At 46.2% G+C, this 15,070-nt stretch carries 10 protein-coding genes and 1 riboswitch; of the genes, 4 read left to right on the top strand and 6 right to left on the bottom strand.

Going from position 1 to position 15,070, the window contains the following annotated elements; all coding sequences use genetic code 11:
- Positions 1–821: 821 nt before the first annotated feature.
- Both glpT and glpQ read left to right on the top strand, forming a co-directional pair.
- The gene (gene glpT, locus R7M92_RS11060) at positions 822–2,186 is read left to right on the top strand and encodes a glycerol-3-phosphate transporter (protein WP_318133379.1); all 1,365 of its coding nucleotides are present in this window, start codon (positions 822–824) and stop codon (positions 2,184–2,186) included.
- A gap of 56 nt (positions 2,187–2,242) precedes the next feature.
- Positions 2,243–3,298 (top strand): glycerophosphodiester phosphodiesterase, encoded by a 1,056-nt coding sequence (glpQ, locus tag R7M92_RS11055; RefSeq protein WP_025768218.1) that lies wholly within the window; start codon positions 2,243–2,245, stop codon positions 3,296–3,298.
- Positions 3,299–3,379: 81 nt separating this feature from the next.
- Here the strand turns inward: glpQ and dapD are convergent, their stop codons facing one another.
- The 5 genes from dapD to R7M92_RS11030 form a co-directional block, all read right to left on the bottom strand.
- Complete coding sequence (gene dapD, locus R7M92_RS11050; RefSeq protein WP_005391708.1) at positions 3,380–4,411, bottom strand: 2,3,4,5-tetrahydropyridine-2,6-dicarboxylate N-succinyltransferase; 1,032 nt, start codon at positions 4,409–4,411, stop codon at positions 3,380–3,382.
- 324 nt (positions 4,412–4,735) lie between these two features.
- Positions 4,736–5,719, bottom strand: a complete 984-nt coding sequence (locus tag R7M92_RS11045) for a GGGtGRT protein (RefSeq protein ID WP_318133377.1) — start codon at positions 5,717–5,719, stop codon at positions 4,736–4,738.
- 23 nt (positions 5,720–5,742) lie between these two features.
- A complete protein-coding gene (locus R7M92_RS11040) occupies positions 5,743–6,435 on the bottom strand; it encodes an iron-sulfur cluster assembly scaffold protein (RefSeq protein WP_005386501.1) in 693 nt (230 codons plus the stop codon).
- A 259-nt stretch (positions 6,436–6,694) separates the two neighbouring features.
- Positions 6,695–6,770: riboswitch (Fluoride riboswitch) on the bottom strand.
- A 156-nt stretch (positions 6,771–6,926) separates the two neighbouring features.
- Positions 6,927–7,226: a YebG family protein gene (locus tag R7M92_RS11035; protein WP_005380208.1), complete on the bottom strand. Its 300-nt coding sequence runs from the start codon at positions 7,224–7,226 to the stop codon at positions 6,927–6,929.
- A 128-nt stretch (positions 7,227–7,354) separates the two neighbouring features.
- Positions 7,355–8,281 (bottom strand): LysR substrate-binding domain-containing protein, encoded by a 927-nt coding sequence (locus R7M92_RS11030; RefSeq protein ID WP_005386506.1) that lies wholly within the window; start codon positions 8,279–8,281, stop codon positions 7,355–7,357.
- 109 nt (positions 8,282–8,390) lie between these two features.
- Between R7M92_RS11030 and R7M92_RS11025 the strand changes: the two genes are divergently transcribed.
- Positions 8,391–9,365, top strand: a complete 975-nt coding sequence (locus R7M92_RS11025; protein ID WP_017636010.1) for a TDT family transporter — start codon at positions 8,391–8,393, stop codon at positions 9,363–9,365.
- Between the two features lie 75 nt (positions 9,366–9,440).
- On the opposite strand, the gene R7M92_RS11020 is transcribed toward R7M92_RS11025, so the two are convergent.
- The gene (locus tag R7M92_RS11020; RefSeq protein WP_318133374.1) at positions 9,441–11,264 is read right to left on the bottom strand and encodes a DUF3413 domain-containing protein; all 1,824 of its coding nucleotides are present in this window, start codon (positions 11,262–11,264) and stop codon (positions 9,441–9,443) included.
- Positions 11,265–11,516: 252 nt separating this feature from the next.
- Between R7M92_RS11020 and recC the strand changes: the two genes are divergently transcribed.
- The gene (gene recC / locus R7M92_RS11015) at positions 11,517–15,008 is read left to right on the top strand and encodes an exodeoxyribonuclease V subunit gamma (protein WP_258509685.1); all 3,492 of its coding nucleotides are present in this window, start codon (positions 11,517–11,519) and stop codon (positions 15,006–15,008) included.
- Positions 15,009–15,070: the final 62 nt, after the last annotated feature.

Here is a 15,070-nt window from a genome sequence, read left to right as displayed (position 1 = left end):
CGAGCGTTAAAAATGAGCGTTTGAGCATAAATTTGTTAATCAAAGTCTTCGTTTTTGTTAAATGGCGCATCTTTTAACCGGAAAAGAACACAACGAAAATAATTTATTTGTCACGAGGCCAGTGTTGAGAGCGCTCAAATTACCGATGTGAAAAAGAATGCACAACTGGTAAGAGGAGTTTTGTGAAGCTGCTACGTGCTTGGAGACTTATTGCACAGAACTTGTGTAGCAATTAACCCTAAAGGAGTAGCGGAATGTCAAATGTATCAAGGGATAGCAGTGATATAAAAAATACGCTGTCATGTTTGGACTTTTAGAAAAAATCGTCATCCCATTGGTACCAATAGGATGAGTTGAGAAGAGAATAAACGCTGTTAATGTCTTGTGTTTGTGAATCATTGCTTCGGCTTGTATTCAAATAAAAATTGTTTTTTTTATTTCGTTTGATGCTAAACGTGATCGTTTTTCAGTTTTATAGTTATTAGTTGGTTCGGAGCGAGTAGGGCAGGCGTAAATCGCCCTTTTTACGGTTAGTTTATGTTCTAATTCGAGCTTTTGTTTCAAAGGTTTCGAATTGGAATGCTCAAGTGAGAGGTTTGAATATCAGTTTCATATTAACGAATCTTGAGTAAAGTTGAACGATGATCTAATTAATGCTCATATAATTTACTGTATTTACTTACATTTAATCCATGTGCAACATTTGTCACAGAAATAAAATCCTAACTCCATACAATTCATGAACTTTCGAACGAAGATTTGTTTTGTTTCGTTCGCTCCTTTTGTGTTTTTACCATCGCATACAAAATAATGAGGTTCCTATGTTTGGAATATTCAAACCTAAGGCGCACATTGATCGTCTGTCCCCTGGCAGCATCGATAGCACCTACTCTCGCCTCCGTTGGCAACTCTTTATCGGTATCTTTGTTGGCTACGCCGGTTACTATCTAGTTCGTAAAAACTTCAGTTTGGCGATGCCTTATCTTATCGAGCAAGGCTTTAGCCGCGGAGACTTAGGTGTCGCCTTGGCAGCTGTTTCCATTGCATATGGTCTCTCTAAGTTTCTAATGGGCAGCGTTTCAGACCGCTCCAACCCTCGCTATTTCCTTAGTGGCGGCCTATTGATGTCTGCATTAGTGATGTTTTGCTTTGGCTTTATGCCATGGGCGACTGGTAGCGTCACTGCGATGTTCATTTTGCTTTTCTTGAACGGTTGGTTCCAAGGGATGGGGTGGCCTGCTTGTGGCCGAACCATGGTGCACTGGTGGTCACGTAAAGAGCGTGGTGAGATCGTTTCGGTTTGGAACGTGGCGCACAACGTGGGTGGCGGCTTGATTGGTCCACTATTTATTCTTGGCCTGTGGGCATTTAACGATGATTGGCGCACTGCATTTTATGTTCCTGCATTTTTCGCCACGTTGGTTGCTGTGTTTGTTTGGATGACGGTTAGCGATACCCCTCAGTCTTGTGGTCTGCCTCCTATTGAAGAATACAAAGACGATTACCCAGATGACTATGACAAGTCCCATGAACAAGAAATGACAGCGAAGGAAATCTTCTTCAAATACGTCTTCAACAACAAACTTCTTTGGTCGATTGCAATTGCAAACGCATTTGTTTACCTAATTCGTTACGGCGTACTGGACTGGGCACCTGTTTACCTAAAAGAAGCGAAGGATTTCTCGGTAGATAAATCGTCATGGGCTTATTTCTTATACGAATGGGCTGGCATTCCAGGAACACTATTGTGTGGTTGGATCTCTGACAAATTGTTCAAAGGTCGTCGTGCACCTGCTGGTATCTTATTTATGGTGCTAGTGACAGTTGCAGTGATGGTTTATTGGTTTAACCCTGCGGGCAACCCAACAGTCGATATGATGGCGCTTATTGCAATTGGCTTCCTAATCTATGGTCCGGTTATGCTGATCGGTTTGTACGCACTTGAACTCGCTCCGAAGAAAGCCGCAGGTACTGCCGCTGGTCTTACTGGTTTGTTTGGATACCTGGGTGGGGCAGTTGCCGCAAACGCGATTTTGGGCTACACCGTAGACCACTTTGGCTGGGATGGTGGCTTTATCATCTTAGTGGGTTCTTGTATTACTTCTATCGTGTGTTTGATGTACGCCTTCTTAGGTGAACGTGCGCACCACGAGCAAAAAGAGCGTGAGAAGGAAGCGCTAGCGTAATATTTATTTAAAGAGGCAGTGGAATACTGCCTCTTCGCTTTATCAAGGAAATAACAATGAAAACAAAGTCAGTATGTCTTACTTTTTTAGCACTTAGCCTTTCTGCTGGTGCGATTGCGAAGCCGCTTGTCATTGCGCACCGTGGCGCATCGGGCTACTTGCCTGAGCACACGCTAGAAGCCAAAGCACTTGCTTACGCAATGAAACCTGACTACATAGAGCAAGATGTGGTAATGACGAAAGACGACCAGTTGGTCGTGTTGCATGACCATTATCTCGATCGCGTAACGGATGTTGCGGAGCGTTTTCCTGATCGTGCACGTAAAGATGGTCGTTATTACGCGATTGATTTCACTCTGGCGGAAATCAAATCCTTGCGAGTAACTGAAGGCTTTAATATCGATGACAAAGGCAACAAAGTAGCGGGCTATCCAACCCGATTCCCTATGTGGAAATCTGATTTCACCGTGCCGACGTTTGCTGAAGAGATTGAGCTGATCCAAGGCTTAAACAAAACGCTGGGTTATGACATCGGTATTTACCCAGAAATTAAAGCGCCTTGGTTCCATCGTCATGAAGGTAAGGACATTTCTAAAGCAGTACTTAAAGTCTTGAAGCAGTACGGTTACGGCTCTCAAGACGACAAAGTCTACCTTCAGTGTTTTGATGCGAATGAACTTCAACGCATCAACAGTGAACTCATGCCTGCAATGGACATGGACTTAAAGCTCGTTCAGCTTATGGCTTACACGGACTGGAACGAAACTATGGTGTACAAAGGCGACAAGGCAACACCATACAGTTATGACTGGATGTTCGAAGCCGACGGAATGAAGAAAGTAGCGAGTTACGCGGAAGGAATTGGACCTTGGAAGCCGATGCTGGTGGATGATAAGTCAACCAAAGACAATATCATCATCAAGCCGTTGATGAAGGCTGCAAAAGACGCTGGCTTGCAAGTGCATCCATACACGTTCCGCGCCGATCCAGGACGCATTCCAGCGTACACTGACAGCTTTGAAGGCATGATGGATGTGTACTACAACCAAGTAAAAGTGGATGGCTTGTTTACTGATTTCCCAGATAAAGCGGTCAGCTTTTTAAATCAGTAATCACGCATTTTGCTGTAAGCTAAAAAATCCCCCAACAGTTTCCTGCTGGGGGATTTTTCGTAGGGCTAATTCACGAATGAATTAGTTGTTTTTATGCAGTTCGCTGTTCAGTTCAACCGCGCTCTTGTTTGCAAGACACTCGATTTGACCTGTTACAGAGTTACGACGGAACAGTAGGTCAGACACACCAGCAAGATCGCGTGCTTTCACCACTTCTACTTCTTGGCCAGCAGAATCTAGCATACGTACTTTAGAACCAGCAGTTACGTATAGACCTGATTCGATAGTACAACGGTCACCCATTGGGAAGCCAAGACCTGCGTTCGCGCCTAGTAGCGAGTTTTCACCGATAGAAACCACAACTTTACCGCCGCCAGATAGCGTACCCATGATAGATGCGCCGCCGCCGATGTCAGAGCCGTTACCAACCACTACGCCAGCAGAGATACGACCTTCAACCATGCTCACGCCAGTTGTACCCGCGTTGAAGTTGATGAAGCCTTCGTGCATTACCGTTGTGCCTTCGCCAACGTGTGCGCCAAGACGTACGCGAGAAGTGTCAGCGATACGAACGCCAGTTGGTACCACGTAGTCCACCATTTTAGGGAACTTGTCTACGCAATCTACGCTTAGTGCACGACCCGCTAGGCGAGCTTCGATTTGACGCTCTGCTAGTTCAGGTAGATCGATTGGACCTTCGTTAGTCCATGCGATGTTGTGTAGTAGACCGAAGATGCCGTCTAGTACCGTGCCGTGCGGTTGAACTAGGCGGTTAGAGATAAGTTGAAGTTTTAGGAAACCTTCAGCAACGCTTTGTGGCTGTTCGTCAGTTGCAAGGATAACCAGTACAAGTGGTTGTGCTGATTCTGCTGCTTTTGCTGCGAAAGAAGCGTTTGCCGCATCGCCGTTTGCTTCAAATGCTGCTGCCAGTTCTGCGCTTTGTGCTGCAGAGATCTCGATAGCTTGGTTGCCTTGCTCGTAACCTGCTACTGCTGCTAGTGCGTTAACAAGCGCTTCGCTTGGGTTAAGAACTGGGTTTGGGAAAAACGCTTCGATGATTTTGCCGTCGCGATTTTTAGTTGCCGTACCAAAGGCTAGAGAGAAGAAAGCCATAGTTGATCTCCATGTGTTGAGTCTTGTGTCTCGTCTGTTCACTGACAAGAAATAATTAAGTTGTCAGTCATCATAAAGAGAGTGTTGGGGAGTTTAAAGAGGGGAAATGGAGAAAGTCTGTAGATGGATACCTTTTGTCTTTTTAGAGATATGTTTGTCTGATGAGAAATGTGTCGCAAAAGCCTTACCAGACCGATTTTGGGCAGAGACACAGTGAAGTTGGAGAAGGGGGCATAGCAAAAAATAAGGGGAGGACCGAAGTCACTCCCCCTACACTGGGTTTGTTGGATTTACTGGCTTTGGATAGTAAAGCGATAAATCGACTTAGAGGCTTAGCTCGCCGACCTCTACTGCAAGTGCAACCGTTGCCCCTACCATTGGGTTGTTACCCATGCCGATGAAGCCCATCATTGCAACGTGCGCTGGTACAGAAGAGCTACCCGCGAACTGAGCATCGGCGTGCATGCGACCCATAGTGTCGGTCATTCCGTAAGATGCAGGGCCTGCCGCGATGTTATCTGGGTGTAGAGTACGACCAGTACCACCACCTGATGCTACAGAGAAGTAAGGCATGCCTTCACGGTTACGTTCTGCTTTGTAGATACCTGCTACTGGGTGTTGGAAGCGAGTCGGGTTAGTTGAGTTACCAGTGATGCTCACATCCACTTGTTCTTTATGCATGATAGCCACGCCTTCACGCACATCGTCTGCACCGTAGCAAAGGATCTCACCACGTGGACCTTGGGAGAAACGGCGACGTTCTACTTCCACTAACTCACCAGTTTGGTAGTTGTATTGAGTGCGTACGTAAGTGAAACCATTGATGCGTGAGATTAGGTAAGCGGCGTCTTTACCCAAACCATTTAGGATAACTTTCAACGGATTTTTTCGTGATTTGTTAACGTTCAATGCGATTTTGATAGCGCCTTCTGCCGCAGCGAATGACTCGTGACCGGCAAGGAAAGCAAAACAGCCACTTTCTTCATTCAATAGACGAGCCGCCAATGCACCGTGACCGATACCCACTTGGCGCTGCTGCGCTACGCTGCCCGGTTTTGTGCAGGCTTGAAGACCTTCACCGATGATGTTTGCCGCTTCTTCTGCTGTTTTTGCTCCGCGGAAAATCGCCAAAGCAGTGCCCAGTGTGTAGGCATCGGCAGCGCTTTCAAACGCGATAGGTTGAGTGTCCATCACCAATGCTTTTGGGTCGATACCACGATCCATACAGTATTGGTAAGCCTCTTCCAGAGAAGATAGTTGCATTTCGTCTAATGTGCGACGTACAGATTCAGTAATCGGAGTGTTCATAATCTCTTCCCTCTTGGTGGCAATTATTGTTGGCGTGGGTTGATGGTCGTTACGGCTTCGTCAAAACGACCGTAAGTCCCCGTTGCTTTGTCTGCGGCTTCTGCAGCAGATACGCCTTCGTTGATGGCTTTCATCATCTTGCCGAGGTTGAGATATTGGTAACCAATCACTTCTTTGTTTTCGTCTAGCGCGAGTTTTGTTACGTAGCCTTCAGCTAACTCCATGTAACGCACGCCTTTTGCTTTAGTTGAGTAGCTAGTACCCACTTGGCTGCGTTGAGTTTGACCAAGGTCTTCCAGTGCCGCACCAATTTCCAAGCCGCCTTCAGAGAAAGCAGATTGAGTACGACCGTAAACAAATTGAAGGAAGATTTCGCGCATCGCGACGTTGATAGCATCACATACCAAGTCGGTATTCAGTGCTTCCAGAATAGTTTTGCCTGTTAGGATTTCTGCGGCCATCGCGGCTGATTGAGTCATGCCTGAACAGCCGATCGTTTCGATCAAAGCTTCTTCGATGATGCCGTTTTTGACGTTAAGAGTCAGTTTTGCTGCACCTTGTTGAGGAGCACAAGCACCAACGCCGTGGCTAAGACCAGAAATCGCGATAACGTCTTTTGGATTGATCATTGCGCCTTCAACAGGGATCGGTGCAGATGCATGAAGATCGCCGCGTTGAATCGGGCACATTGATTGGATTTCGTGTGAGTATTGCATAGTGTTTTCCCAGTGTACGATATCCAGCCTATTTGTCAGACTCAACGGCGTTGACTGCTCTTATTCGCTCCATCAAATAGAAAACTATGTTCAGGAGGTTCATGCGTTTGTCGCCTTGTTGAGTTAACAACTATTTTGGATATCTTTTTAATTTTTGAGAAAACAGGAGCGGGGTTGGAGAAGAGTTGAATTGCTCACTACAGAACTCTCGCTTTCACAACATAAGCGAAAGCACTTCCAACAGGGCTGACCTGTTTTCGTTTCTGTAGGAGTCATTAGCTTTAACAGCGGTTCGAATCTTTCGATTCCGGTGGTACCCCATCACCGAACCCATTTAGACTAGAGCTAAGTCACACTAATCTGCAACATGAAATTTAGAGTAATTTGGGATATTAAATCGGTTCTTTATATTCTCAGAGATATATGGAGATAAACGGAAGGAATAAAAAAACGCCGCATAATGCGACGTTTTTTCTAAACAAATGAGAGGCTTATGCAGCGTCTTCTTGCTCGCTATCTTCTTCAACAGCTTCAAGCTTCTTTGCTTTTTTTGGTGCAGGTTTACGTTTTGCACCAAGAGCGTAAAGCACTTCTTCTTTGTTTTGCGCAAGGAACATTGCAAGATCTTCTTGCTTACCTTCGTCTTCTAGAAGTTCACTTTTACCCAGCAGTGAGAATAACTCGTCTGCCATATCCAGCATTTTGTCGTATGCGTCAGCTTCCGCTTTAGAGGTAAAAGTCATTTTCTCTTCTCCATTGCGTTCTACCACGTACTTGACGATTACAGCCATGGTTGGTCCCCTAATTTGGTGTATTGATACTGGCTTTTTATACAGTTTTTGACCAATCAAGTCTAGCGACAAGCCTCAGAATGAGAGACACGTACAACTAACTGACTAGCATTTAAACTATCTTGGTTTCACTTTGCGGGTTTGTCCGTCAAAGGAAGGTTTGTTGGTCGCTCCCAATCTTGGCAAAATTCGATAAACGTTTTGAGCAATGGGCTTTGATATTTCTCTTTATGAACCAGTAACCAGAAGCGACGTTTCATATCTAAAGGCATGTCGAGCAGTTTTACGCGGCCGTCACGAATAGCAGGTTCTGCAGACAAACGTGACAAGCAGCCCAAGCCTAACCCTGCCGATACTGAGTTGATCAACGCTTCGGTGGTATTGAGCTGAAAAGCTTCATGCCAATGTTCCAAGCGCGGTGCGACAACGCGCATAAAAAATTCGCGTGAACCAGATCCTGCCTCTCGCAATATCCATTCACTGTTTTCTAGCTCGGTTAAGTTTACTGGCCCTTCGTGCGCGGCTGGGTAATCGGGCGCGCAAATCACGCACATTTCATCTTCGCTAAACTGGGTAGACTGCAATTCAGGGTGAAGTGTTTTGCCCTCAATGAGGGCTATGTCTAACTCGTAATCGGTCAGCATGTCGCAGATTTGTGCGGAGTTAGAAATGAACAGGCTTTGAGAACGATGGTTCGTTTGCTGACGAAATTCGCTAAGCAAATAGGGCGCGACTTGGTTGCCAATGGTGTCGCTGGCACCAATGCGAAGTTGGCCCGATAGCGCTTGGTCACCATCGAAAATGCTCTCGATGTCTTTGGCTCGGTTGAGTAACTCATCCGCCAGTGGTAGCAGTTTTTGACCTTCTTGGTTCAAAATCAGTCGGTTGTTAACACGATCAAACAAGTGATGGCCGATCTGTTTTTCTAATTCTGAGAGTGCCATGCTCACTGCGGCTTTCGATAAAAAGAGACTATCAGAAGCCGCTGTGAGCGTTTTGTGCTGCGTGATCGTCGTAAACACTTTCAGTTGTTTAAGAGAAATGTGACTTGCCATACCCTACCGTTAAGTAATTCTGAACGTTTGTTTTAAATAATTAGATATATCGGAACGAAGTGCAAGCGTATTATACGTCCCATCAAGAGTGAGTCTGGTTGAGGTCATCATGATTCAAAGAACAAAAGCAAAAGTAATGGGAGCGCCAACTCCAATGGCGGGTTTGGCTCTTGGTATTGCAAGCTTGGGCTGGAGTTGGGAGAACTTCGCCGAATTACATGGCTACGGACAGTGGATTAGTGCGGGTATCGCGAGCATATTGTTGGCTATATTGGCAACCAAGTTTTTGCTACATAATCATCTGTTGAGACAAGATCTTGCTCATCCGGTTGTGGGCAGCGTGGTTCCGACATTTGCGATGGGCACTATGGTGGTATCGAACTCTCTCGGCCATTTTTACCCATTAGCTGGCGATGCGCTTTGGCTGATTGCGGTGGTTTTGCACATCGTGTTCTTGGTGAGCTTTGTTTACCATCGCGCCAAAGATTTTGAATTGCACCACATGGTTCCTAGTTGGTTTGTACCGCCTGTGGGTATCATCGTTGCGGATGTGTCTTTCTCTGGCAACCCGATGTTAGCACCAGTGGCACAAGGTGCACTGATGTTTGGTATGGTGGCGTACGCGATCATGTTGCCGATGATGATTTACCGTTTCATGTTCACCCATGAAATTCCGGATGCAGCAAAACCAACCATGGCAATTATGGCGGCACCAGCAAGTCTATCATTGGCAGGGTACTTAACGGTCACTGCGACACCATCACCAGTGATCATCGCTATGCTATTTGGTATCGCGGTATTGATGACAGCCATCATATATCTCGCGTTCTTTAAATTGCTTAGACTGCCATTCAGCCCTGGCTATGCAGCGTTTACCTTCCCGATGGTGATCGGTGCGACGGCGCTGTTTAAAATGGCGAATTGGATGGAGTTGCAAGGATTGGCTGCGCACTATGTTCAACAAGTGCGAGGCTTAGCTGGTCTTGAGTTGATTGTGGCAACATTTGTTGTCTCTTATGTGGCCTTACAATACATCAACAACTTATTGATTCAGCCACGCTTGATGCACGCTCATCACGCTTAAATAGCAGATAGGAAAAAGCCTCTTGGTCTTACAACCAAGAGGCTTTTTTATTTCAATCGGCGTCGATGTTGGACGCTAGTCTTTTTTGTAAAATCGCGACATCTCATCCAGAGAATGACGAATGATATCGACAGGAACTTTCTGTTCTTTCTCGACTTTTAACTGGCGATTCAGTTGCTGAGAGTGTCCGCCAGGGTTGACCACAAGCATCAGTTCTTTGCCGACCAATGCATAGTTGTAGTAGCTGCCTGCAATATACCAATCGCGAGAGGCAGAGCTATCAAACAAGTTATGACCAACGCTGTATGAACTCGTTGTGCCTTGAACGTCAAACAGCGTATTCATCATGGTTGGCACGACGTCAAAATGGGTCGTGCGGTAATCAACTTGCTCTGGCTGACGATTTGGCATGTACACGTAAAGAGGCACATGCACTTGAACGTCACTGTAATTACCCGTGTGGCCCCAATAGTTCATCTTATGGTCGTTAAACTCTTCACCATGATCTGATGAAATCACCACAATGGTGTTGTCTAAGTCGACGTTTTTCAGCACATCGCCAATCAAGCTATCGATGTAGTACAACGAGTTCTTGTATCGATTGTGGTAAAGCGAAGCGTCAAAATCGTTGTTGAGCAAAATGTGGTCAACGCGTTCCCAGTATGGTTTGAATTTCGCAAATTCAGGTTCGGGAAATACTGTGCCGTGGGCGGCATCGTAGAACAGAAAACCAAAGTACGGCTTGTCGCTGTCCTGCTTTTGGAACTCGATGAACTTGTCTGTTATCTGCTGATCGCGCTCGACAGCTGTTTCCCCAGTTTGTTTCAAGGTCAAGTCCGACACTTTTTTGAATACCGTGCGAGAAAGTGGCGGGCTGGTGAGCGGTGCCGAGCCAAAAATGCCCATGCGGTAGCCTTCTGCTTGCAGCGTATCCATAAACACAGGAGAGCGTTGACTTGCGTAAAAGCTTTCCCAGTAGGTCGCTGGCAAGCTGTAAAACAGGCTGAAAATACCCGCTTGAGTTGAGTTGCCGCCGCTCATATGTTGTGTGAAATTCACCGTTTTTTCGGCGAACTTGCTGACATTTGGCATGACTTCCGGCGTCGCATCACTGTAGCGCCACGCATCAACCAAGATAAACAAGACATTGGGCTGTTTCTCTTTGCTTTGCACTTGAATCGGCGCAAGCGGATAGTTGAGTGAGCTACGTTCAATGTTGGTTAACTCTACGCGGTTCTTCGATGCAATGCTCTCATCCACTAGGTCGTGTTTGTAAATAAATTTACGAGCCGTCAGCGGGTAGTAAAGTGGCCAGTTATTCGAAAACTGACTGACTTCATCGTCGTAAAGGGCATTTTTGTACGCATGAATCATCTGCGTGCTAAGCAATACAGCAAACCAAACGCTGATCAAAACGAACTTAGCTCGGCTTTCTGACAGTTGATTACTTACCCAAACGGTACAAGCGAGCCCGATCACCAGAATGGCAATTTCACTGATGAAGATTAGCCAACTCATCCAAGAAATATCGAAGACATCACCGCCACCTTCGAAAAACATACGGATTAATAGGGCGTTGATGTGAAGTTTGTATTGCTGAAAAACGAGGATATCGACTTTAAACATGATCAATAGACAGATCGCGATAGCGATCACGATACCTTTGAATGCTCGAGTCGGTAGAAAAGAGAGCAATAAACTCAACAACATAAATGGAAGAGCGATCAAGCCCAGCCAGCCATATTGAGTCGAAACCAAATAGTAACCTTGCAACAAGGTTAGCGGTTCATTCTGATTGTTAGACAACACAAAAGGATAACAAGCGATCGACAGGTACACTGCAAAGCAAGCAAAAAAAGCAATCAGCCAAGCGCTGTTGGAAGACAGTTTGCGAAACATACTTTTTGTTTGTTTATAAATTATGGGTAGAGGGAGTATAAAACAGTGTTTTTTATTATGGAATAGTTGCGACGAATGTCACATTTTGTATGGAAGTGTCAGACTTGATTGACATGTGAAAATTCAGAAGATTCATACTCTATTTGAGTAATATATAACCTTTTGTTTTTTCCGAACGCGAGATCACTGCGGGTTTAAATGGGGCTGTGCTAAGCTAGCTAACAGTTTCAATCGGCGCTCGGTATTCCCAATTTGTTTACTGTTTATCACTCCAACCAAGTTGACGTTCTTAAATCACTCCTTGTCGAACTGATTCGAATCAGTCCGCTGGAAAACCCGTTCGAAAAAGAACAAATTCTGGTTCAAAGTCCGGGCATGTCCCAGTGGCTAAAAATGGAATTGGCCAAAGAGTTTGGTGTTGCCGCGAACATTGATTTTCCGCTCCCTGCTACTTTCATTTGGGAAATGTTTACGCAGGTGTTGCCAGACGTGCCAAAACGCAGTGCGTTTAACAAAGAAGCGATGACGTGGAAGTTGATGCATCTGCTGCCGGGGCTTCTCAACCAAGAGGTGTTTTCGCCGTTAGCGCAGTACCTCAAAGATGACATTGACCACTCTAAGCTGTATCAGCTGGCTGAGAAAATTGCCGATATTTTCGATGGTTACTTGGTGTATCGTCCGGAATGGATCGCAAGTTGGGAAGCTGGGCAGAGTGTGCCAGAGCTGGAAGATGAGCATCCGTGGCAGCCGATCTTATGGCAAGCGTTGTATGATCACACTGTGTCATTAGGGCAGTCTCCTTATCACCGTGCCAACCTTTATGAGCACTTTATCGACACGTTAGAGAGTTTTAACTGCAATTTTGACCATTTGCCCAAGCGTTTGTTTGTTTTTGGCATTTCTTCGTTGCCGCCTCGCTATATGGATGCGCTAAAAGCAATTGGTGAACACATCGACGTGCATCTGATGTTCACTAACCCTTGTCGTTATTATTGGGGTGAAGTTCGAGATCGCAAATATCTGGCTCGTTTGGCGGCGAAACATCGTCAGCACGTTGTGTGGCAGGACGATCACTCGGAAGTGCAAGGTGAAACTGAGCAACTGAAAGGTTCATTGGAAGATAATGTGATCGATGAGCTGCACACCGATGTGGTCGGAAACAGTCTGTTGGCGTCCATGGGTAAACTCGGGCGCGACAATATGTATCTGTTGTCTCAGCTGGAATCTCATGAAATCGAAGCCTTTGTTGATGTTGAGCGCGACAGTCTGCTCCATCAATTGCAAGCGGATATTCTCAATCTTGAAGAACATCAAGATGACCAACAGATTGAAAACAGTCATCACAAACAAGTGGTTAGCTTGGGTGATAAATCACTGAGCCTACACGCTTGTCACAGCCCGATGCGCGAAGTGGAAGTGCTGCATGATCAACTGTTGGCGATGTTCGATGCTGACCCAACGTTAAAACCGCGCGATATTATCGTGATGGTCGCGGACATCAACGCTTACAGCCCTGCGATTCAGGCGGTCTTTGGTAACGCGCCGGGTGAGCGTTTTATTCCCTATTCGATTTCTGACCGAACCGCCGATCAAGAGAGCCCAATTCTGGCCGCATTTATGCAGTTGGTGAACTTACCCAATACGCGCTGTTTGGCATCAGAACTACTCGAACTTCTGGAAACTCCGGCGATATTAAAGCGTTTTGAACTCAGCGAAGATGATTTTTTACAAGCCAAACAATGGGTTGAGGAATCGGGAATTCGCTGGGGATTGGATGCCAATACCGGACGCGAATTTGAACTGCCGGAAACCCGTCAAAACACATGGCAATTTGGTATTCAACGCATGTTGCTTGGCTACGCGATGCCAGAATCCGCAGGTTTGTTTGAAACCGAGCAAGGCAGTTTGTCTCCGTACAACGAAGTGCAAGGCATGGGCGCAGAGCTGGCGGGCAAGTTGGCACACTTTATCCAACAAATTAGCACTTATCGAAGCAAACTTTCTCATGTTCAAACTATCGATGGTTGGCGAGAGACTTTGGTTTCACTGCTGGATGACTTCTTCTCAGTTGAGTTAGAAGGCGAAATGGCGCTCAAGTCCATTCGCGATACGCTCAGCCAACTCAAAGAGCAATTAGCTGATGCCGCATTTGATGATGCGTTATCGCCGTCGATCATCAGCCAATACCTTCAAAACAAATTATCTGGCACACGAGTCAGCCAGCGCTTCCTTGCTGGTCAAGTGAACTTTTGTACCCTGATGCCGATGCGCTCTATTCCGTTTAGAACCGTTTGTCTACTGGGGATGAATGACGGCGTGTACCCACGCTCCATGCCGCCAGAAGGCTTTGACTTGATGACAGGAAGAACCAAACCGGGCGACCGTTCGCGCCGAGATGATGACCGTTACCTATTCCTCGAAGCGATGTTGTCTGCACAACAAACGCTCTACATCAGTTATGTTGGCCGTTCAATCCAAGACAATACCGAGCGAGTGCCTTCGGTTCTGGTTTCTGAGCTGATGGAATACTGCCACCAAAACTATTGTTTAAGTGGTGATGAAGCGTTGCCTGTTGATGAGTCTGGCGACAACTTATTAAATGCGTTGGTGAATACCCACGCCATGGTGCCGTTTAGCCCAAGTGCGTTCCAAGGCATGCACGCCAGCTACGCGAAAGAGTGGATTCCAGCGGCATTGACTCAAAGCAGTCAATCGCAAGGCTATGTCCGTCGTGATTTTAATCGGGCATTAGACGACTATCTGTTGGGAGCGACGTTCCCGCTTGAGCTCGACTTAGTCGAGTTGCAACGTTTCTGGCGTTTACCAGTGCAGTATTTTTTCAATCGTCGTTTAAAAGTAATCTTTGAACCGCCGCTACCGGTGATGGAAGACGACGAACCCTTTGTTTTAGGTGGTTTGGAAAGCTATCAAATGCGTGATGAGCTGTTAGAAATCTTGCTTGAAACGACATTGATGCAGCCAGAGAAAAAAACAGAGGTGCTTAAACACTTTATGAGTCAACAGCGCGCGCAAGGCAAACTGCCGGTGGGGGCGTTTGGTGATATCGAATTTGAAACCAACCGAGTTCAGGCGGAAGAGCTGGTGGATAAACTGGCGTTTTTATCTGGTGCGCCTCAAGACGATTTGGAAATCGACCTGACGTTTGATTCCTTGTTTGAGCGAAATGAAGGCGAAGAGAAAAACGTTCGCCTAACAGGTTGGCTAACTCAATGCTACCAATCCGGTTTGATTCGCTATCGAAGCGGTAAGATTCGATCGCAGGATTACCTTGCAGCGTGGATCGATCACCTTGCCATGTCGGCGTCGGGTCATGCTAAGAAAACCCACATCATTGGTTACGATCGTAAAGAAGGCGCGCTGCATTTGATCTACCCAGAAATTGCCGATGCTCAGTATGCCAAACAGCTACTGACTGAATTAGTTCGCTTATTCTTCGAAGGCATGACTAAGCCTTTGCCTTATTTCCCGAAAACGGCGTTGGCTTGTGTTGAAGCGGGCTTTAGTCGCGGTCAGTGGGTAGATGACGAAGAGAAATCTTTGAAGAAAATGGCTGACGCATTCAATGATGGCTTCATGAGCCCGGGCGAAGGCAATAATGCGTACATCTCTCGAATTTGGCCTGCTTGGAATGATGAGTTGGCCTCAGAAGTTCGTTTGCTGACAGCATTAGTTTTGCAAGGTGCGCGCTTAGCGGTTCAAGACGCTGATGACGTAAAAGCGTAATAAAGACAGTTGGATAAAGAGAAGGAAGAGTAGGGTGGCCGCCAGAAAATCATTATTTTTTG

The sequence above is a fragment of the Vibrio sp. Vb2880 genome (assembly GCF_033337975.1).
GTDB classification, from domain to species: domain Bacteria; phylum Pseudomonadota; class Gammaproteobacteria; order Enterobacterales; family Vibrionaceae; genus Vibrio; species Vibrio alginolyticus.
Note: the sequence above shows the minus strand (reverse complement) of the source record. Positions and strands in the feature narration are given on the sequence as shown.

What these genes read in the sequence shown, in the direction of transcription:
- glpT (WP_318133379.1), top strand. Translation starts at nt 822, where the DNA reads ATGTTTGGAATATTCAAACCTAAGGCGCACATTGATCGTCTGTCCCCT.
- glpQ (WP_025768218.1), top strand. Translation starts at nt 2,243, where the DNA reads ATGAAAACAAAGTCAGTATGTCTTACTTTTTTAGCACTTAGCCTTTCT.
- dapD (WP_005391708.1), bottom strand. Translation starts at nt 4,411, where the DNA reads ATGGCTTTCTTCTCTCTAGCCTTTGGTACGGCAACTAAAAATCGCGAC.
- R7M92_RS11045 (WP_318133377.1), bottom strand. Translation starts at nt 5,719, where the DNA reads ATGAACACTCCGATTACTGAATCTGTACGTCGCACATTAGACGAAATG.
- R7M92_RS11040 (WP_005386501.1), bottom strand. Translation starts at nt 6,435, where the DNA reads ATGCAATACTCACACGAAATCCAATCAATGTGCCCGATTCAACGCGGC.
- R7M92_RS11035 (WP_005380208.1), bottom strand. Translation starts at nt 7,226, where the DNA reads ATGGCTGTAATCGTCAAGTACGTGGTAGAACGCAATGGAGAAGAGAAA.
- R7M92_RS11030 (WP_005386506.1), bottom strand. Translation starts at nt 8,281, where the DNA reads ATGGCAAGTCACATTTCTCTTAAACAACTGAAAGTGTTTACGACGATC.
- R7M92_RS11025 (WP_017636010.1), top strand. Translation starts at nt 8,391, where the DNA reads ATGATTCAAAGAACAAAAGCAAAAGTAATGGGAGCGCCAACTCCAATG.
- R7M92_RS11020 (WP_318133374.1), bottom strand. Translation starts at nt 11,264, where the DNA reads ATGTTTCGCAAACTGTCTTCCAACAGCGCTTGGCTGATTGCTTTTTTT.